This is a genomic window from Streptomyces dryopteridis (genome assembly GCF_049606955.1).
GTDB lineage: Bacteria > Actinomycetota > Actinomycetes > Streptomycetales > Streptomycetaceae > Streptomyces.
In genome coordinates, this window is the sequence record NZ_CP187113.1 from 3115452 (window position 1) to 3131547 (window position 16096).

At 73.9% G+C, this 16096-nt stretch carries 16 protein-coding genes; 11 read left to right on the top strand and 5 right to left on the bottom strand.

Annotated elements, in window-relative coordinates:
- Positions 1 to 58: 58 nt before the first annotated feature.
- Positions 59 to 553, top strand: a complete 495-nt coding sequence (locus ACN20G_RS13255; protein ID WP_424212966.1) for an HIT family protein — start codon at positions 59 to 61, stop codon at positions 551 to 553.
- Between the two features lie 56 nt (positions 554 to 609).
- On the opposite strand, the gene ACN20G_RS13260 is transcribed toward ACN20G_RS13255, so the two are convergent.
- From ACN20G_RS13260 to ACN20G_RS13275, 4 genes are all read right to left on the bottom strand, one after another.
- Positions 610 to 1044: a nuclear transport factor 2 family protein gene (locus ACN20G_RS13260; protein WP_424212967.1), complete on the bottom strand. Its 435-nt coding sequence runs from the start codon at positions 1042 to 1044 to the stop codon at positions 610 to 612.
- Positions 1045 to 1165: 121 nt separating this feature from the next.
- A complete protein-coding gene (locus ACN20G_RS13265; protein ID WP_424212968.1) occupies positions 1166 to 2965 on the bottom strand; it encodes a serine/threonine-protein kinase in 1800 nt (599 codons plus the stop codon).
- Between the two features lie 437 nt (positions 2966 to 3402).
- Positions 3403 to 3963, bottom strand: coding sequence for a MarR family winged helix-turn-helix transcriptional regulator (locus ACN20G_RS13270; RefSeq protein WP_424212969.1), 561 nt, complete (start codon positions 3961 to 3963; stop codon positions 3403 to 3405).
- Between the two features lie 94 nt (positions 3964 to 4057).
- Complete coding sequence (locus tag ACN20G_RS13275) at positions 4058 to 4696, bottom strand: DJ-1/PfpI family protein (RefSeq protein WP_424212970.1); 639 nt, start codon at positions 4694 to 4696, stop codon at positions 4058 to 4060.
- Between the two features lie 250 nt (positions 4697 to 4946).
- On the opposite strand from ACN20G_RS13275, the gene ACN20G_RS13280 reads away from it, so the two are divergent.
- The 3 genes from ACN20G_RS13280 (at position 4947) to ACN20G_RS13290 (ending at position 7959) form a co-directional block, all read left to right on the top strand.
- Entirely contained in the window at positions 4947 to 6311 is a 1365-nt protein-coding gene (locus tag ACN20G_RS13280) for an aspartate aminotransferase family protein (protein ID WP_424212971.1), read from the top strand.
- Between the two features lie 209 nt (positions 6312 to 6520).
- Entirely contained in the window at positions 6521 to 7204 is a 684-nt protein-coding gene (locus ACN20G_RS13285) for a GntR family transcriptional regulator (protein ID WP_424212972.1), read from the top strand.
- A 104-nt stretch (positions 7205 to 7308) separates the two neighbouring features.
- On the top strand, positions 7309 to 7959 hold the full coding sequence (locus tag ACN20G_RS13290; RefSeq protein WP_424212973.1) for a hypothetical protein: 651 nt from the start codon (positions 7309 to 7311) through the stop codon (positions 7957 to 7959).
- A gap of 81 nt (positions 7960 to 8040) precedes the next feature.
- On the opposite strand, the gene ACN20G_RS13295 is transcribed toward ACN20G_RS13290, so the two are convergent.
- Positions 8041 to 8907, bottom strand: coding sequence for an SLATT domain-containing protein (locus ACN20G_RS13295; RefSeq protein ID WP_424212974.1), 867 nt, complete (start codon positions 8905 to 8907; stop codon positions 8041 to 8043).
- Positions 8908 to 9282: 375 nt separating this feature from the next.
- On the opposite strand from ACN20G_RS13295, the gene ACN20G_RS13300 reads away from it, so the two are divergent.
- The 7 genes from ACN20G_RS13300 to ACN20G_RS13330 all read left to right on the top strand — a co-directional run bounded on the left by ACN20G_RS13300 (position 9283) and on the right by ACN20G_RS13330 (position 16034).
- Positions 9283 to 9627, top strand: a complete 345-nt coding sequence (locus tag ACN20G_RS13300; protein WP_424212975.1) for a YbaB/EbfC family nucleoid-associated protein — start codon at positions 9283 to 9285, stop codon at positions 9625 to 9627.
- A gap of 86 nt (positions 9628 to 9713) precedes the next feature.
- Positions 9714 to 10313, top strand: coding sequence for a recombination mediator RecR (recR, locus tag ACN20G_RS13305; RefSeq protein WP_424212976.1), 600 nt, complete (start codon positions 9714 to 9716; stop codon positions 10311 to 10313).
- The gene (locus tag ACN20G_RS13310; RefSeq protein ID WP_424212977.1) at positions 10306 to 11022 is read left to right on the top strand and encodes a DUF5063 domain-containing protein; all 717 of its coding nucleotides are present in this window, start codon (positions 10306 to 10308) and stop codon (positions 11020 to 11022) included. The genes recR and ACN20G_RS13310 overlap by 8 nt, the downstream gene beginning before the upstream one ends.
- A 194-nt stretch (positions 11023 to 11216) precedes the next feature.
- A complete protein-coding gene (locus tag ACN20G_RS13315) occupies positions 11217 to 12527 on the top strand; it encodes an aspartate kinase (protein WP_424212978.1) in 1311 nt (436 codons plus the stop codon).
- Entirely contained in the window at positions 12524 to 13864 is a 1341-nt protein-coding gene (locus tag ACN20G_RS13320) for an aspartate-semialdehyde dehydrogenase (RefSeq protein WP_424212979.1), read from the top strand. Before ACN20G_RS13315 ends, ACN20G_RS13320 begins: the two co-directional genes overlap by 4 nt.
- 449 nt (positions 13865 to 14313) lie before the next feature.
- Positions 14314 to 14856, top strand: a complete 543-nt coding sequence (locus ACN20G_RS13325; protein ID WP_424215496.1) for a SigE family RNA polymerase sigma factor — start codon at positions 14314 to 14316, stop codon at positions 14854 to 14856.
- Positions 14853 to 16034 carry a hypothetical protein gene (locus tag ACN20G_RS13330; RefSeq protein ID WP_424212980.1) on the top strand — a complete coding sequence of 394 codons (1182 nt, stop codon included), beginning with the start codon at positions 14853 to 14855 and terminating at the stop codon, positions 16032 to 16034. The genes ACN20G_RS13325 and ACN20G_RS13330 overlap by 4 nt, the downstream gene beginning before the upstream one ends.
- Positions 16035 to 16096: the final 62 nt, after the last annotated feature.

Here is a 16096-nt window from a genome sequence, read left to right on the forward strand (position 1 = left end):
CCCGGGTATGACGGGTAGTGCCTTCGGCCGAGGTCGGGGGCCGGCGCAGAATGAGGCCATGGAGATCACCGATTGGCGTCGGGACCGCATCGGCAGCGCGCTGCGCGGCGGGAATCCGACCGTGCTGCGTCGACTGGACGCGGGTTTCGCGGTGATGGGGGACCGTCAGTTCCTGCCCGGGTACGTCGTCCTGCTCGTGGACGATCCGGCGGTGACGCGCCTGAGCGAGCTGCCCGCGCCGGCCCGGGCCCGGTACCTCGCGGACCTGGACCTCGTGGCCGAGGCCGTGGAACGGGCCTGCGCCGGGCACGATCCGGGCTTTCGGCGGGTGAACATCGAGATCCTCGGCAACACCGACCCGTACCTGCACGCCCACGTCTGGCCGCGCTACGACTGGGAGGCGCCGGACCTCGTGCGGATGCCCGTGTGGTTGTACCCGCGGGAGCGCTGGACGTCGGAGGAGTTCGCGCTCGGGCCGCGGCACGACGGGCTGCGCGAGGCGATCGGGCGGGAGATCGACCGGCTGCGCGAGGCACGCGGGGCCGGCGGGTGACCCGCGCGGGCGGCGGGGCGGTTCGGTGGGGCGGGGCGGCGGGTCGGCGGGGCGGTTCAGCGGGTGAGTTCGAGGGCCTCCGCCGGGGCGGCCGAGGCGGCGGGCGCGAACTCGACGCGCTCCACGTAGCCGGCCCGCCAGCGCGGCGCGGGGTCCTGGCCGGGGCTGGTCCAGTACTCGCGGGCCGCGACCACCCTCCCGTCCCGGACCGTCCACCAGGACACCGCGCGGTAGACGACGTGGTCCAGCCGCAGTTCCACCTCGCTGATCACCCGTTCCCCGTCGGCCACGATGTCGAGGAGGCGCACCGAGCCGTCCTCGCCGTAGGTGTCCTCGTCGGCCACCGCCAGGAAATTGGCCCGGCCGACGATGCGTTCCCCGCTGACCGGCCAGTCCACGACCAGGTCCTCGGCGAGCAGACGGGCCACGCCGTCCCAGTCCCGGGCGTCGATCCGCTTCCACAGTTCCGCAACCACGTCCAACGGCTCCATGAGCGGCAGTGTGCGGTGCCCGTCTCGGGGGCAACAAGCTTTGCTTTCAGGCTTATTGACCCCGACACAATTCCGTGATTCGGAATTCGCGGCTCAGCGGTGCCCGGGCGCGCGCCGGAATTCAGCCCCGGTAGTACACCTTGGGCGACTTGGCCGAGGAGTACGTGTCCCGGTGGAGGGTGCCGTCGGAGCCGAGGGAGAGGGAACTGGCCGGGCCGGAACTGCACCCGCCGCCGGAGCTGTACGTCAGGTTGGTGGCGGAGACCTCGACGCTGCCGCCGCCGCGCACCAGGGTCGCCGTCCAGCCGCAGCTCAGGCCGTCGGCCGTCATGGACAGGTCCATGACGGAATCGCCGACGCGGCCGGGGGCGAGGCGGATGCGCCAGGTCTGCCCGCCGAGGCTGCCGACCCAGTCGCCGAGGTAGGCGCTGGGCACGCTGTCGTTGGGCGTGGCGGCCTGCGGGTTGGTGGGGGTGGTGTTCGGGGTGGAGGCGGGGACGTCGCCGGACTTCCCGCCGTTCCCGCCGGAGCCGTTCGGATCGGTCGAGGTGCCGGGGGCGCCGGACGCGGTGTGGGTGCCGCCCTTGGCCTCGGGATCGCCCTTCTGGCTCTGCATGATGGCGAACACGGCGCCCCCCGCGAGCAGGGCCACGACGAGGCCGACGCCGATCAGCTTGGCGATGCCGACCTGTCCGCCGCCGTTCTGCGGCGGCTGGGGCAGGTAGGGGGGCGGGGTGTGGGGGTGCGGGTAGCCGTACCCGTACCCGTGGCCGGGCGGCGGGGTGCCGCCGTGCGGGGGCAGGTTGTACGGCGGGGGCGGCGGCGCGGCCGGCCCGCCGGGGTGGGAGTGGGCGCCGACGAGGGTCGCGGCGTCCCGGCCGGTGCCGCCGGTGGGGGTGCCGGTGCCGGGGATGCCGGGGGGCGGCGGGGTGTTGTGCGGGTGCGGGGGGACCACCTCGGTGTGGCCGGGGCCGACGGGCGGGGTGGTGCGCGGGCGGTCGTCCTCGTGGTCGAGGAGGCTGGTGCTGGCGCGCGCTATGCCCTCGATGAGGGAGGCGGGGAGCCAGGATTCGCGGGCCTTGCCGTCGGCGACGGTGTGGTCCGCGCCGACCCGGGCGAGGATCTGCGCGGGCGTGGGGCGGCGGGCGGGGTCCTTGTGGAGGCAGTCGCGGACCAGGTCGCGCAGTTCCTCCGGCACCCGGTCGAGGTCGGGTTCGTCCTGGCTGATGCGGATGAGCAGGGCCGGCAGGCCGCCGATGCTCTCGGCCTCTCCGAAGGGGAGCGAGCCGGTGGCCGCGTAGGCGAGGAGGGTGCCGAGGCAGAACACGTCGCAGGCCGGGGTGACGGTGGCGCCGCTGACCTGCTCGGGGGCCATGAACCCGGGCGAGCCGATGAGTTGCCCGGTGCGGGTGAGCCCGGGTTCCTCGCTCGCTTCGAGGGCGCGGGCGATCCCGAAGTCGATGACGCGGGGGCCGTCGATGGTGACGAGCACGTTGGACGGCTTGAGGTCGCGGTGGATGAGACCGGCCGCGTGGATGTCGGTGAGGGCGTGGGCGAGGCCGGCGGCGAGGATCCGGACGGAGCGGACCCCGAGCGGGCCGTGGTCCTGGCCCACGACCTCGCGCAGGCTGGGGCCGGCCATGTAGCCGGTGGCGACCCAGGGCACGGCGGCCTCGGTGTCGGCGTCGAGGACGGGTGCGGTCCACTGGCCGCCCACGCGGCGCGCGGCGTCGACCTCTTGGCGGAACCGGATGCGGAACTCCTCGCGGACCGCGAGCTCGTGGTGGACGAGTTTCAGGGCGACGATGCGGCCCCGGTCGGATCGGGCCAGGTAGACGCGGCCCATGCCGCCGGCGCCGAGCCGTGAGATCAGGTTGTACGCGCCGATCCGTTGCGGATCGGTCGAAGTGAGGCGCTCCATGGCCGGGGTCCCTCCCCCTAGGACTGGCTGGCCGAATAGCGTCGAGGATAGTCGGGTGGTCCGGTCGTGGGCAGGGGGGTTGGCCCGCGGAGCCGGCAATCGCGCCCTGTGTGGCGCATGGGGCCGCTGGGGTTCGCGGGGTGGTGTGGGGGCGTCGGTGTCCGGGGTGGTGTTGCGCGGTGGTGTGCGGTGCGGCCGGGGCAGGGCCCTGACGTCGGCGTTCGGGTCGGGTGTGGGTCGGGTGCGGGGCGGGCGGGGTGTGCGCGCCCCTCTTTCGAGCCCCTTGTGCCTCGACCGCCCCTATCCCCGCATCATCACTCTCCGTTACTTTCGGTGCGGAGCGTGACGATGCGGGGGTGAGGGGCGTGGGATGGCGCTGGTGGTTGCTGTGGGCGTTCGGCGTGCTGCCGGGCGGGCGGGGGACGGGCGAACGGGGGTCAGGCGGGCGGCGGGAGGTGTCGTTCCAGGGCCGCCGCCAGGCGCTCGACCGCTTCGACCGCCCGCTCGAACTCCTCGGACCCGCCCAGGACGGTGCTCAGGGAGGTCGCGAGCTCGGCGTGGGCGGGGGTTATGCGGGTCACCGCGGCACGCCCCGCGTCCGTCGGGCGCAGCAGTTTCGCCCGTCGGTGCGCCGGATTGGGCACGTACTCGGTCAGGCCGCGCTCGGTCAGGAGGTCGGCGATCCGCTGCACGCTCTGCCGGGTGATGCCCATGGTGCGGGCGATGGCCGCGACCGAGAGGGGTTCGCGCAGCACCGCGCCCAGGACCTGCCACCAGGCGGCCGTGAGGCCGGCCGGGCGGGCGATCTCCTCGGAGACCGCCAGCAGGCGGGCGTTGAGGCGGAACGCGCCGAGGGCGGCGCGGTCCAGGAGGGCGGGCACGGGTGGGGTCGCGGAGGGCCCGGGGGTGGGATCGGCGGTGGGATCGGCGGCCGCGGTCCCGGCCGTCGTCGGTGCCGGGCCCGGTGCCGGGGCCGCTGTGGTCGGGGGCGGTGTCATGCCCCGGAGGATACGGCCGGTGGCGCTCGGGTCCGAGGTGTCGGCGGGGTCGGATCCGGGTGGCGGGACGCGTCGTGCGGGGCCCGCCGGCCGGTCAGGCACGGCCTTCCTCGGCCGCCGCCATCAGCACCGGGAAGGCGGAGGGGTCGGAGTCGTGGAAGAGGCGGAACCACGCGTCGCGGACCTCCGCGTCGTAGGCCTCGACCCGGGCGAAGATCTCGCGGGCGAAGGCCACGGGGTCGGTGGGGCCGGCGGTGACGAGGTCCCCGTCGGTGACGGCGTCCGCCTCCACGTACAGGTCCCCGCCGGTGTAGCCGGGCTGGGCGGCCAGGTACTCGGCGGCGCCGCTGGTGTGGGCCCGCTTGTCCAGGATTCCGGCCCGGGCGAGGCCGGCGGTGGCCCCGCAGATCGCGGCGACCGGGACGCCGGCGTCCAGGAAGGCGCGGGCCTTCTCGGCGAAGGGGGCCAGGTCCTCGCCGGTGTCCCACAGCTGGGCCCCCGGGAGGATCAGCAGGGCGGAGTCGGCCGGGTCCAGGTCCGCGAGGGCCATGTCGGGGGTGACGCGCAGGCCGCCCATGGTGGTCACGGTGCGGTCGGGGTCGAGGGCGACGGTGCGAACGGTGTGGCCGCGCTGGGTGAGGTGGGCCGTGGCGTGGCCGGTCTCCCAGTCGGCGAGGGTGTCGTAGACCGCGACGTGGACGACGGGCGTGGCGGCATCGGCGGTGGTGCTCATCGTGACTCCCGGGGCAGGTGTGCGGGCGCCGGCCGACTTCGGTCGACGCGGTGGACGGGGTCTGCGCCACCCTCGTCCACTGACAACAGACTGTCATGATGACAGCAAACTGTCAAACAAAATCCGGCTGTTCCCATGTCGTTCGACCCCCGACCGGTCGCCGGGGGCGGACAGACTGCCGAGCCCACCCGGCCACACCCACACAACCCGCCGATACCCCCTCCCACCTGCGCGCTTCTAGCCTCACGGCATGACCCCTCACCTCCCCTCCCCGGAGGCCGGTGCCGCCGTCAAGGCCACCGACCGCGCCCACGTCTTCCACTCCTGGTCGGCCCAGGCCCTGATCGACCCGCTGGCGGTGGCCGGGGCCGAGGGCTCGCACTTCTGGGACTACGAGGGAAACCGCTACCTCGACTTCGCCTCCCAGCTCGTCAACACCAACATCGGCCACCAGCACCCCAAGGTGATCGCCGCGATCCAGGAGCAGGCCGCCAAGCTGTGCACCCTGGCCCCCGGGTACGCCGTGGACGTACGGTCCGAGGCCGCCCGGCTGATCGCCGAGCGCACCCCGGGCGACCTGGACAAGATCTTCTTCACCAACGGCGGGGCCGAGGCCGTCGAGAACGCCGTGCGCATGGCCCGCCTGCACACCGGGCGGCAGAAGGTCCTGAGCACCTACCGCAGCTACCACGGGGCCACCTCCGCCGCGATCAACCTCACCGGGGACCCGCGCCGCTGGGCCTCCGACACCGCCTCCGCCGGGGTCGTGCACTTCTGGGGCCCCTTCCTGTACCGCTCGGCCTTCCACGCGAGCACCGAGGCCGAGGAGTGCGCCCGCGCCCTCACCCACCTTGAGGACACCATCGTCTTCGAAGGCCCCGCCTCCATCGCCGCGATCGTCCTGGAGTCCGTCCCCGGCACGGCGGGGATCATGGTGCCGCCGAAGGGCTACCTGGCCGGGGTCCGCGAACTCTGCGACCGCCACGGCATCGTCTTCGTCCTCGACGAGGTCATGGCCGGCTTCGGGCGCACCGGCGAGTGGTTCGCGGCCGACCACTGGGAGGTCACCCCCGACCTCCTCACCTTCGCCAAGGGCGTCAACAGCGGCTACGTCCCGCTCGGCGGCGTCGCCATCTCCGGCGCCATCGCCGAGACCTTCGCCCGCCGCCCCTACCCCGGCGGCCTCACCTACTCCGGGCACCCCCTCGCCTGCGCCGCCGCCGTCGCCACCCTCACCGCCATGGCCGAGGAGGGCGTCGTGGAGCAGTCCGCCCGCACCGGCGCCGAGCTCATCGGGCCCGCCCTGCGCGAGCTGGCCGAGCGTCACCCCTCGGTCGGCGAGGTCCGCGGCCTGGGCACCTTCTGGGCCCTCGAACTCGTCAAGGACCGCGAGACCCGCGAACCCCTCGTGCCCTACAACGCGGCCGGCCCGGACAACGCCCCGATGGCCGAATTCACCGCCGCCTGCAAGAGCCGCGGGCTGTGGCCGTTCGTCAACATGAACCGCACCCACGTCGTCCCCCCGTGCAACATCACCGAGACCGACCTCAAGGAAGGGCTCGCCGTTCTCGACGAGGCCCTGAGCGTCGCCGACGCCCACACCACGTCCGCATAGCGGGCGGTTCCTCCTGACATGCGGATATCCCCCCGTGCGCCCGCGAACATCCCGCGATGCCCGGGGGGACCCGTCCGTCGATCTCCCGAACTCCGTCCCGGATCCACCCGATGAACGCCGCGAACCGCCCCCGACCAGCACAAACGATCAAGGGGAGCCCCTTCGGCCGGCCTATGGTGTCCGGAGTTCTACGAAGGAGACGGACCCCTATGCCAGCCAGCGGACCCGTGACCCGCAACACCTTGCGGCGCCAGGTCGCGGACGCTCTGCGCGACGAAGTGCTCGCCGGCCGGCTGCCCCCCGGGACCGAGTTCACGGTCAAGCAGATCGCCGATCAGTACGAGGTCTCCGCGACCCCCGTCCGCGAGGCCCTCGTCGACCTCGCCGCCCAAGGGCTCCTGGAGTCCGTCGAACACCGGGGCTTCCGGGTCCGGGTCTACTCCGTGGCCGATTTCCGCTGCATGGTCGAGGCGCGGGTCCTCGTCGTGGACGGGGTCTTCCGCCGCCTCGTCGAACGGGGCACCACGGCCGGCTGCGCCGAACTCCTCGTCTCGGTCCGCCGGCGCGGCGAAGAGGCCCGCAAGGCCGCCCTCAGCGGCTCGCTGGAGGTCCTCATCGGCTACGACCTGCGGTTCTGGCGGGAGCTGAGCGGGCTGGTGGGCAACGAGTACATCACCGAGTTCCTGCACCGGATCCGCGTCCAGTGCTGGGTCTTCGCCGTGCCCTTCCTCAAGGCCGACCCGCAGTCCCGCACCGGCCTCTGGTGCGGCCACCGGGAACTCATCGACGCCATCACCCGCGCCGACGCCGACGAGGTCCGCGCCCTCGTCCACGACTACAACCGACACGGCCTGGACTGGGCCGACGAACTCAACCGCGCCGGCCACCGCTAGCGCTTCTCCCCCGGCCCCGTGACGACCTCTTCGCTGAGCGTGTCCGGAGCATTACGCTGGCCCGATCGGCGGACAACGACCGACCCCGACCGAACGGAGCCCGCGTGGCCTGTGACCTGTGGCTGGTCCCCCTTGTCGACGTGCTGTGCCACAGCGCCGACAACCCCTTCGCGGAGGAGATCGCCGCGTACGACAAGGCGCTCGGCGCCGCCGGACTGCCGTCCGTGCCCGTCTTCGCCTACATGCCGGGCCTGTCCGGGGACGTCGCCCCGGTGGCCGGTTTCGACTACGAGGCGCTGCACCTGCTGCGCCGCGCCTACCTGCTGCGGGTCTGCGGACTCCCGGTGGCCCCCGTGGGCGACCTCGGCAGCGATTACGAACAGCTCCTGGAGATGTTCGAGGCGACCGCCCGGGAGTCCCACCTCGTGTGGCACTTCGACCACGCCGGCGCCTACGTGCCCGTGGACTTCCCGGCCCCGCTCACCGACGACGAACTGCCCGCCGGAGGCGGACCCCTCGGTTCCGCGCACGGCCTCCTGCGCGAGCTGCTGTTCGTGGCCCCCGCCCTCGGCATAGACCCCGACAAGCCCCCGGCCGCCCCCGCGCCCCCCGGCGGCCCCACCGCGCCGGAGGAGCCCGCCGGGCCCCTCCCCGCCGACGACAGCCCCTACGCCCGCGAACGCCACGTGTGGGCCGGCCTGCACGCGGCCGCGACCCGCAGCCTCGCCCAGGGCTCGATGATCATCTTCAGCTGATCCACCCGATCCGCCCACCGGTCGCGCGGGGTGAGCACCTCGCCCGCCCGCCTCGCCCGACCGGTGCGCGGACGGCACGACTCAGCGCGGCTGCTCCGGCGGCCGCTGACGCGGCATGTTCGGCCGGGTGCCCGGCGGCAGCGGGAACCTCGGCTGCTGCGGGCCCGGCTCCGGCCCCCGGTTCCGGTCCCCGCCCCGGTCCTGCGTCATCAGGGGCGCCGGACCGGACCGGAACTCCACCATCCAGTCCGCCGTCTCGCTGCGCACCAGCTCCGTGACGTCCTCGGAGAACCGACGCAGCACCGTCAGACAGCGCTCCGCGGCCTCGCCCGCCGTGCCCTCCGTGGGCCCCAGCACCTCGCGCACGTTCTCCGACGCCCAGTCGAACTGGAGCGTCTGGAGTCTTCGCTGCACCGCCTGCGCGGTCGCCACGTTCCGCATCCACCCCGAGGTCAGCCCGAAGAACCGGTCCCCGGCCACGCACCCGGCGGCGAGCAGCAGCGCGAGCCAGCCGTAGACGGCGGCCCCGGGCACCGCGCCCGTCAGCTCCAGCAACGGCAGCGCCCCGCCGACCACCGCGCTCCCGGCGGCTCCGGCGCGCAACACGCGCGCGCCCCGGCGCTTCCACGACCGGTCGGAGAGGTACCAGGCGGCGGTCCGCAGCGCGTCCTCCTCCACCCGGCGGTAGATCTCGTCCAGCCGCTCGGCCGGCTCGCCCCAGTCCCCCAGCGGGAACGGGCGTCCGATGAGGTCGTCCAGGGCCCGGGCACCGGACCTGCCGCCGCCCGCCCCGGACCCGGCCTTCCCGATCCCCGCCCCGGCCGCGCCGCCCGCCCCGGCCGGCACGGGCTCGCCCGCGCCCCGCACCGCGTCGCCCGCGCCGTTCGGACCCGCGTCGCCGTCCTCCCGGGGCGCCGACCCCTCGGGCTGCATCTCCGGCTGGCTCACCCGGCACTCCCTCGTGTGGACATGTCTGCACGGACCCTGACACCGACCTCGCCCCGCGTGCCGGCGGCGCGTGCGCACCTGGCCCGGCCGGCGAGAAGACGACGGTGCGAGGTCGATCCGGCACGGTACGACGACGTTCCCGAACCGAGCGCCGGGTGCTCGCCGGCGCGCGGGGGCGCGACGGTGCGCGTGCCCTTCCTACCTCCGAATGGCGGTCCGTGGACAACGATTCCCGGGATTTCCGCCCACACGGCCGTCGTGATCAGGTACGCGCGCGTCCACTCCCTCACCCGAAAGAGTTGGTCCTCACGGCGTAGGGCGCGCCCGCCGGGGAGCACGTAGGCTCGGTTTGACCGCAAGACGAAGGAGTGACGCGTGATCCCCGGTGCCGGCCAGCCCAACATGCAGCAGCTGCTCCAGCAGGCCCAGAAGATGCAGCAGGACCTCGCGGCGGCCCAGGAGGCCCTCGCGGCGACCGAGGTGGAGGGCCAGGCGGGCGGCGGCCTGGTGCGCGCCACGGTCACCGGCTCGGGCGAGCTGCGGGCCCTGGTGATCGACCCGAAGGCGGTGGATCCCGAGGACACCGAGACCCTCGCCGACCTCGTGGTCGCCGCCGTTCAGGCCGCCAACGACAACGCGCACCGCCTCCAGCAGGAGAAGCTGGGCCCGCTCGCGCAGGGCCTCGGCGGCGGCTCCGGGATCCCCGGCCTGCCGTTCTGAGCGCGCGCACGCGACCGCCCCGGCCGTCGCGTGCGCACCACCCGTGACGTTCCCCCCACCGAGTTCGCCAGGAAGAAGGCAGTCCGTTGTACGAAGGCGTGGTCCAGGACCTGATCGACGAACTGGGCAGGCTGCCCGGCGTCGGGCCCAAGAGCGCGCAGCGGATCGCCTTCCACATCCTGCAGGCCGAGCCCACCGACGTGCGTCGGCTGGCGCACGCGCTGCTCGAGGTGAAGGAGAAGGTCCGGTTCTGCGCGGTGTGCGGGAACGTCGCGCAGGAGGAGCGGTGCGGGATCTGCCGTGACCCGCGCCGCGACGACACCGTCATCTGCGTGGTGGAGGAGTCCAAGGACGTGGTCGCGATCGAGCGGACCCGCGAGTTCCGCGGCCGCTACCACGTGCTCGGCGGCGCCATCAGCCCCATCGAGGGCGTCGGCCCGGACGACCTGCGGATCCGGGAGCTGCTCGCGCGGCTCGCCGACGGCTCGATCACCGAGCTGATCCTGGCCACCGACCCCAATCTGGAGGGGGAGGCCACGGCCACGTATCTGGCGCGCATGATCAAGCCCATGGGCCTGAAGGTGACCCGCCTGGCCAGCGGGCTCCCCGTCGGGGGAGATCTTGAGTACGCGGACGAGGTCACGCTCGGGCGGGCCTTTGAGGGAAGGCGACTACTCGATGTCTGATGCAACGCTCCACGCCCTGGGCCGTGATCCGGACGATTTCGCGGCCTCGGTCGCGGACCAGATCGAGTCCTTCCTCGTCGCCGTCACCGAGGTGGCCAAGGGCGAGGACCCCGACAGCGCGGTGCCGTTCCTGCTCCTGGAGGTCTCCCAGCTGCTGCTGGCGGGCGGCCGGCTCGGGGCGTACGAGGACGTCGTGCCCGAGGACCGGTGGGAGCCGGACGTCGGCCCGGAGCCCGACGTGGATGAGCTGCGCGAGCGGTTCGCGCTGATGCTCGACCCCGTCGACGTGTACTCGGAGGTCTTCGACCCCTACGAGCCGCGCAAGGCGCCGGTCGCGCACCGGATCTCCGACGACCTCGCGGACGTGGTCGCGGACCTGCGGCACGGGCTGGCGCACTACCGGCAGGGCCGGGTCACCGAGGCCCTGTGGTGGTGGCAGTTCTCCTACTTCACCAACTGGGGCACCACCGCCTCGGCGACCCTGCGGGCGCTCCAGTCGCTGGTCGCGCACGTCCGGCTGGACCAGCCGCTGGCCGCGCTGGACGGGCTGGACACGGACGAGGACCTCGCCGACGAGGAACTGGCCGAGGAGGCCGGAGTGGTCATGGCCCGCGAGATCGCCGGCCCGCTGGGACTGGGCCGGGCCGCGCGACGGGCGGCGGCGGAGGCCCGGGGCGAGGACGTGCCGCAGCCCGCGTCGGCCCCGTAGCGTCGGGCCCGGCGTTCCCGGCCCGGCGACCGCGCGTCGGGACGGGAACGCCTTGGTCCGGTTTCCTCCCTCAATCGGGTGATCATGGAACCGGATCCCTGATCATTTCGTCTCATGATGTGGTACGAGGCGGCCGGATCCCGGCCTCTCGTTAGACTGCACCCGCAACGAGACGGACTGAGCGAGGAGCGCACGTGGGCCTTGTCGTGCAGAAGTACGGAGGCTCCTCCGTAGCCGATGCCGAAGGCATCAAGCGGGTCGCCAAGAGGATCGTCGACGCCAAGAAGAACGGCCACCAGGTCGTTGTCGTGGTGTCGGCGATGGGCGACACGACGGACGAGCTGATCGATCTCGCCGAGCAGGTGTCCCCGATGCCTGCCGGCCGGGAATTCGACATGCTGCTGACGGCGGGAGAGCGCATCTCCATGGCCCTGTTGGCCATGGCGATCAAAAACCTGGGCCACGAGGCCCAGTCGTTCACCGGCAGCCAGGCCGGCGTGATCACGGACTCGGTCCACAACAAGGCGCGCATCATCGATGTCACGCCGGGCCGAATCCGCACCGCGCTGGACCAGGGCAACATCGCCATCGTCGCCGGTTTCCAGGGCGTCTCGGCGGACAGCAAGGACATCACCACGCTGGGCCGCGGCGGCTCGGACACGACGGCGGTCGCGCTGGCCGCCGCCCTCGACGCCGAGGTGTGCGAGATCTACACCGACGTGGACGGCGTGTTCACCGCCGACCCGCGCGTGGTGAAGAAGGCCCGGAAGATCGACTGGATCTCCTCCGAGGACATGTTGGAGCTGGCGGCCTCCGGGTCGAAGGTGCTGCTGCACCGCTGCGTCGAGTACGCCCGCCGCTACGACATCCCGATCCACGTCCGCTCGTCCTTCTCCGGACTGCCGGGCACCTGGGTCAGCAACGAGAAGCCGCAGAACGAGAAGTCGCAGAACAAGAACGCAGAGTCGCAAGGGGACGAGCCGGTGGAGCACGCCATCATCTCCGGAGTCGCCCATGACGTCTCCGAAGCCAAGATCACCGTCGTCGGGGTCCCGGACAAGCCGGGCGAGGCCGCGGCCATCTTCCGCGCCATCGCGGACGCCGAGATCAACATCGACATGATCGTGCAGAACGTGTCCGCGGCGGCCACCGGCCTCACGGACATCTCCTTCACCCTCCCCAAGACCGAGGGCCACAAGGCCATCGACGCCCTGGAGAAGGCGAAGTCCGCGATCGGCTTCGACTCCCTGCGCTACGACGACCAGATCGGCAAGATCTCGCTGGTCGGCGCGGGCATGAAGACCAACCCCGGGGTCACCGCCTCCTTCTTCCAGGCGCTGTCCGACGCGGGCGTCAACATCGAGCTGATCTCCACCTCGGAGATCCGCATCTCGGTCGTCACCCGCCAGGACGACGTCAACGAGGCCGTCCGCGCCGTGCACACGGCCTTCGGCCTGGACTCCGACAGCGACGAGGCCGTCGTCTACGGAGGCACCGGACGATGAGTCCGGACCGGTCGACCCCGGCTCCGGCACTGGCCGTGGTCGGGGCGACCGGAGCGATCGGCTCCGTGCTCCTGCGGATGCTGCCCACCCGGGCGGCGCTGTGGGGCGAGATCCGGCTGATCGCCTCCGCGCGCTCGGCGGGCCGCACCCTCACCGTCCCGGTGAGCCCGGGCCTCGCCGCGGCGCGCGCCGCCGCGCTCCGGGCCGCCGGACGCGAGACGGGGCCGGGCACCGAGACCGGGCCGGGCACCGAGGTTGGTGAGTTCGTGGTCGCGCTCCCCGCGCCCCGCGCCGACCAAACCCACAGCCCGTCCGCACCGATCGGCGACGACGGTTTCCGGCCAACCTCGAATGCTCCGGCCCGGACCTTCGGCGGGTCCGCGACCCTCGATCCCGAACCCGAGGTGGCCACCCAGGCCGAGGTCCTCGCCCTCGACGAGGCGGCCTTCGCCGGCCTCGGCCCCGGCGACGTGGTCCTCTTCCTCACCCCCGCCGAGGTGTCCGCCCGCTGGGCCCCCGCGGCCGCCGCCGGCGGCGCCTGCGTGGTCGACCAGTCGGCCGCCTTCCGCGCGGATCCCGAGGTTCCGCTCGTCGCCCCCGAGATCAACCCCGAGGCCGCGCGCCACCGCCCCCGCTCCCTGATCGCCGGGCCCGACTGCGTCACCGCCGTCCTCGTCTCCGCCCTCGGACCGCTGCACGCCGAGTACGGGCTCGTCGACCTCGCCGTCTCCTCCTACCAGGCCGCCGGCGCGCACGGCCGGGACGCCGTGGACACGCTGCTGCGTCAACTCGCCCTCGTGGCAGACCCGGACGCCGATCTCGGCCGCACCCCGGGCGACCTGCGCCGGGTGGTCGGCGAGGACACCGGCCCGTTCGCCGCGCCCCTGGCCCTCAACGTGATCCCCTGGTCCGGCACGGCCGGCCCGGACGGCTGGTCCTCGCACGAACTCGCCCTGCGGGCCGAGACCCGTCGCATCCTCGACCTGCCCGAACTGCCGGTTTCCGTCACCTGTGTCCAGGTTCCGGTCGCGGTCGGGCACTCCCTGACCGTGCGGGCCCGTTTCGGTCGGACCGTCACCGCCGAGGACGCCCGCGACCTGTTGCGGGCGGCGCCCGGGGTGGTCGTCGCGGACGATCCGGCCGCCGGGGACTTCCCCACGCCGGCCGACGCGGCGGGCACCGACCCGGCCTGGGTCGGGCGGGTGAGGGTGGCCCTCGACGACCCGAACGCGCTGGAGTTCTTCGTTTGCGCCGACAATCTGCGCCGAGGGGTCGCCCTGAACGGGATTCAGACGGCCGAACTCATCGCGGGTGAATTCGACCACGTCGCTTTGTAGGATCGTCGGAAGAACCCGCGATCAAGGTGAGGTCCCGTAGGACCCCGACTGCCGCCTGGATGCATGGGGCACCCAGGAAGAGCAGGTAGACGGATGAGGGCAGGCGCCGAGGCGCGGGTCGGAAGGCCCCACGCGTACAACCCTGGCGGCCGGCCGAGGGTCCCACCGATGTGGCAGAGGCACTGTTGGAGTTCACCATCATCCCGGTGGGCCGGGGCATCACGCCCGTGCGCCCGCGCATCCCAGGTGTCCGGACGCCCGGGGACCTCCCGGTGAGCGCTCCCACCGACCATCCGGACCGGCGCCCGGACCACCGCGAACCCACCCCCGGTGGGCGGGTTCCCGGCCAGCGCACCGGGGACGGGTCGCGGAGCCGCCCCACCGCCCCTCCTCCCGAGGACGAGATCCCCGAGGACGAGCTCCCCGCGGCCCCGATCCCCGAGGACCCGGTGCCGGCCGCGGAACCCGTCGCGGAGCCGGTCGAGGCGGAGGCGCCGGCCGGGACCACCGTGGACCACCTGACCGAGACCTACCAGGCGCACTACCGCTCCCTGCTCGGCCTGGCCGCACTGCTCCTCGACGACACGGCCTCCTGCGAGGACGTGGTCCAAGAGGCGTTCATCCGGGTGCACTCGGCCCGCAACCGGGTGCGCGACCGCGACAAGACGCTGGCCTACCTCCGCCAGACCGTCGTCAACCTCTCGCGATCCGCGCTCCGCCGCCGCATCCTCGGCCTGAAGCTCCTGTCCAAGCCGATGCCGGACATGGCGAGCGCCGAGGAAGGGGCGTACGACCGGCTCGAACGCGACGCCCTCGTCGCGGCGATGCGCGGGCTCCAGCGGCGACAGCGCGAGGTGCTGGTGCTGCGGTACTTCGCGGACATGACGGAGGCACAGGTGGCCGAGACCCTCGGCATCTCGCTGGGATCGGTCAAGGCGTACGGATCCCGGGGGATCGCGGCGTTGCGCGTGGCGATGGGGGACCGGTCATGAGCGAGCGGCCCGAGACCCCGGCCCCCGGCCCGGAGAAAACCGGAACGGGATCCGCCCCCTCCGAGGCGCCGGAGCTGCGGGCCCTCCTGCACGGGGCGGTGGCCGAGCTCGGACCCTCCCCCGACGCGCTCGACCGGATCCGGCGCGGGGTCCCCCGTCGCCAGGCCCGCAGGCGCCGGGTCGTGGTGGCCGGCGCGGTGTTCGCGGCCCTCGCCCTCGGGGTGCCGACCGCGCTGAAGGTGACCGCCGCGGGCTCCGAGCCGGGCGAAGCGCCCCACGCGAGCCTGGCCCACGGGGGTACCGCCGACGGGGGCACCGCCGACCCCGTCCTCCCGAACGCCGCCCGACCCGGCGGCGGTCACGCGGGCACGCAGGGCGGCCCCGACGCCGGGACCGCCGGCCCCGAGGGCGCCGGTCACGCCGACGCCGGGACCGACGCACGCCCCTCCCGGGGCTCCTCCGCGTCCCCCACGACCGGCGGCGGGTCCCTCCCGGAGGGCCCCGGCCGGCCTCGGCCGCCGGTGGTGCCCACCCCGCTGCCGCCCGGCTCCGCCCCCCACACCCCCCGCTGCACGGCCGCCCAGCTCGACAGCGTCGCCGCCACCGGACGCCCCGACGCCGAGGGGCGCGTGCGCGGCACCTTCCGCGTCACCAACCACTCCGCCGCCGACTGCCTGGTGCCCGGGCCGGGCGCCGTGGTGGCCCAGGTCCGGGACGGGGTCTCGGTGCGGGGCGGGGTGCGGGTGCTCGACAACCCGGGGAGCGGGGCGGCGACCGGGCTGCCGGACCCCTCGCTGACGTCGAGTGCGCTGATCCTGCCCCCGAAGACGGCGTACGAGGTGCGCTTCGTGTGGATGCCGGGCGGCCCCGCGTGCGAGGCGGGCTCGGGGGAAGGCGCGGACGCGGCCCCGTCGAAGGGTCCGGGGGAGCGGCTCCCGCTCGCGGAGGCGGGGCGGGCCGCCGCGCCGGGGCCCGAGGGCGGGGAGGCGTCGGAGACGGCGGATCCGGGGAGCGACGGGACGGCGCGACCGCCCGCGGCCGGGACCCTCGACGTGACCCACACGCCGGTGGCCGGCGCGCCGGGGGAGACGGTGTCGATCCCGGCGACGTGCGAGGCGGGGACGGTGTACCGGACGGACGTGCTGCCGGTGGGCGCGGGCGGGGTCCCGGCCTCCTGAGCACGGATGCGCGAGGCCCCCGTGACCGGTGTGGTCACGGGGGCCTCGGTGCGCGTGCGGCC

What these genes read in the sequence shown, in the direction of transcription:
- ACN20G_RS13260 (WP_424212967.1), bottom strand. Translation starts at nt 1,044, where the DNA reads ATGGAGCCGTTGGACGTGGTTGCGGAACTGTGGAAGCGGATCGACGCC.
- ACN20G_RS13265 (WP_424212968.1), bottom strand. Translation starts at nt 2,965, where the DNA reads ATGGAGCGCCTCACTTCGACCGATCCGCAACGGATCGGCGCGTACAAC.
- ACN20G_RS13255 (WP_424212966.1), top strand. Translation starts at nt 59, where the DNA reads ATGGAGATCACCGATTGGCGTCGGGACCGCATCGGCAGCGCGCTGCGC.
- ACN20G_RS13280 (WP_424212971.1), top strand. Translation starts at nt 4,947, where the DNA reads ATGACCCCTCACCTCCCCTCCCCGGAGGCCGGTGCCGCCGTCAAGGCC.
- ACN20G_RS13275 (WP_424212970.1), bottom strand. Translation starts at nt 4,696, where the DNA reads ATGAGCACCACCGCCGATGCCGCCACGCCCGTCGTCCACGTCGCGGTC.
- ACN20G_RS13330 (WP_424212980.1), top strand. Translation starts at nt 14,853, where the DNA reads ATGAGCGAGCGGCCCGAGACCCCGGCCCCCGGCCCGGAGAAAACCGGA.
- ACN20G_RS13310 (WP_424212977.1), top strand. Translation starts at nt 10,306, where the DNA reads ATGTCTGATGCAACGCTCCACGCCCTGGGCCGTGATCCGGACGATTTC.
- ACN20G_RS13320 (WP_424212979.1), top strand. Translation starts at nt 12,524, where the DNA reads ATGAGTCCGGACCGGTCGACCCCGGCTCCGGCACTGGCCGTGGTCGGG.
- ACN20G_RS13270 (WP_424212969.1), bottom strand. Translation starts at nt 3,963, where the DNA reads ATGACACCGCCCCCGACCACAGCGGCCCCGGCACCGGGCCCGGCACCG.
- ACN20G_RS13285 (WP_424212972.1), top strand. Translation starts at nt 6,521, where the DNA reads ATGCCAGCCAGCGGACCCGTGACCCGCAACACCTTGCGGCGCCAGGTC.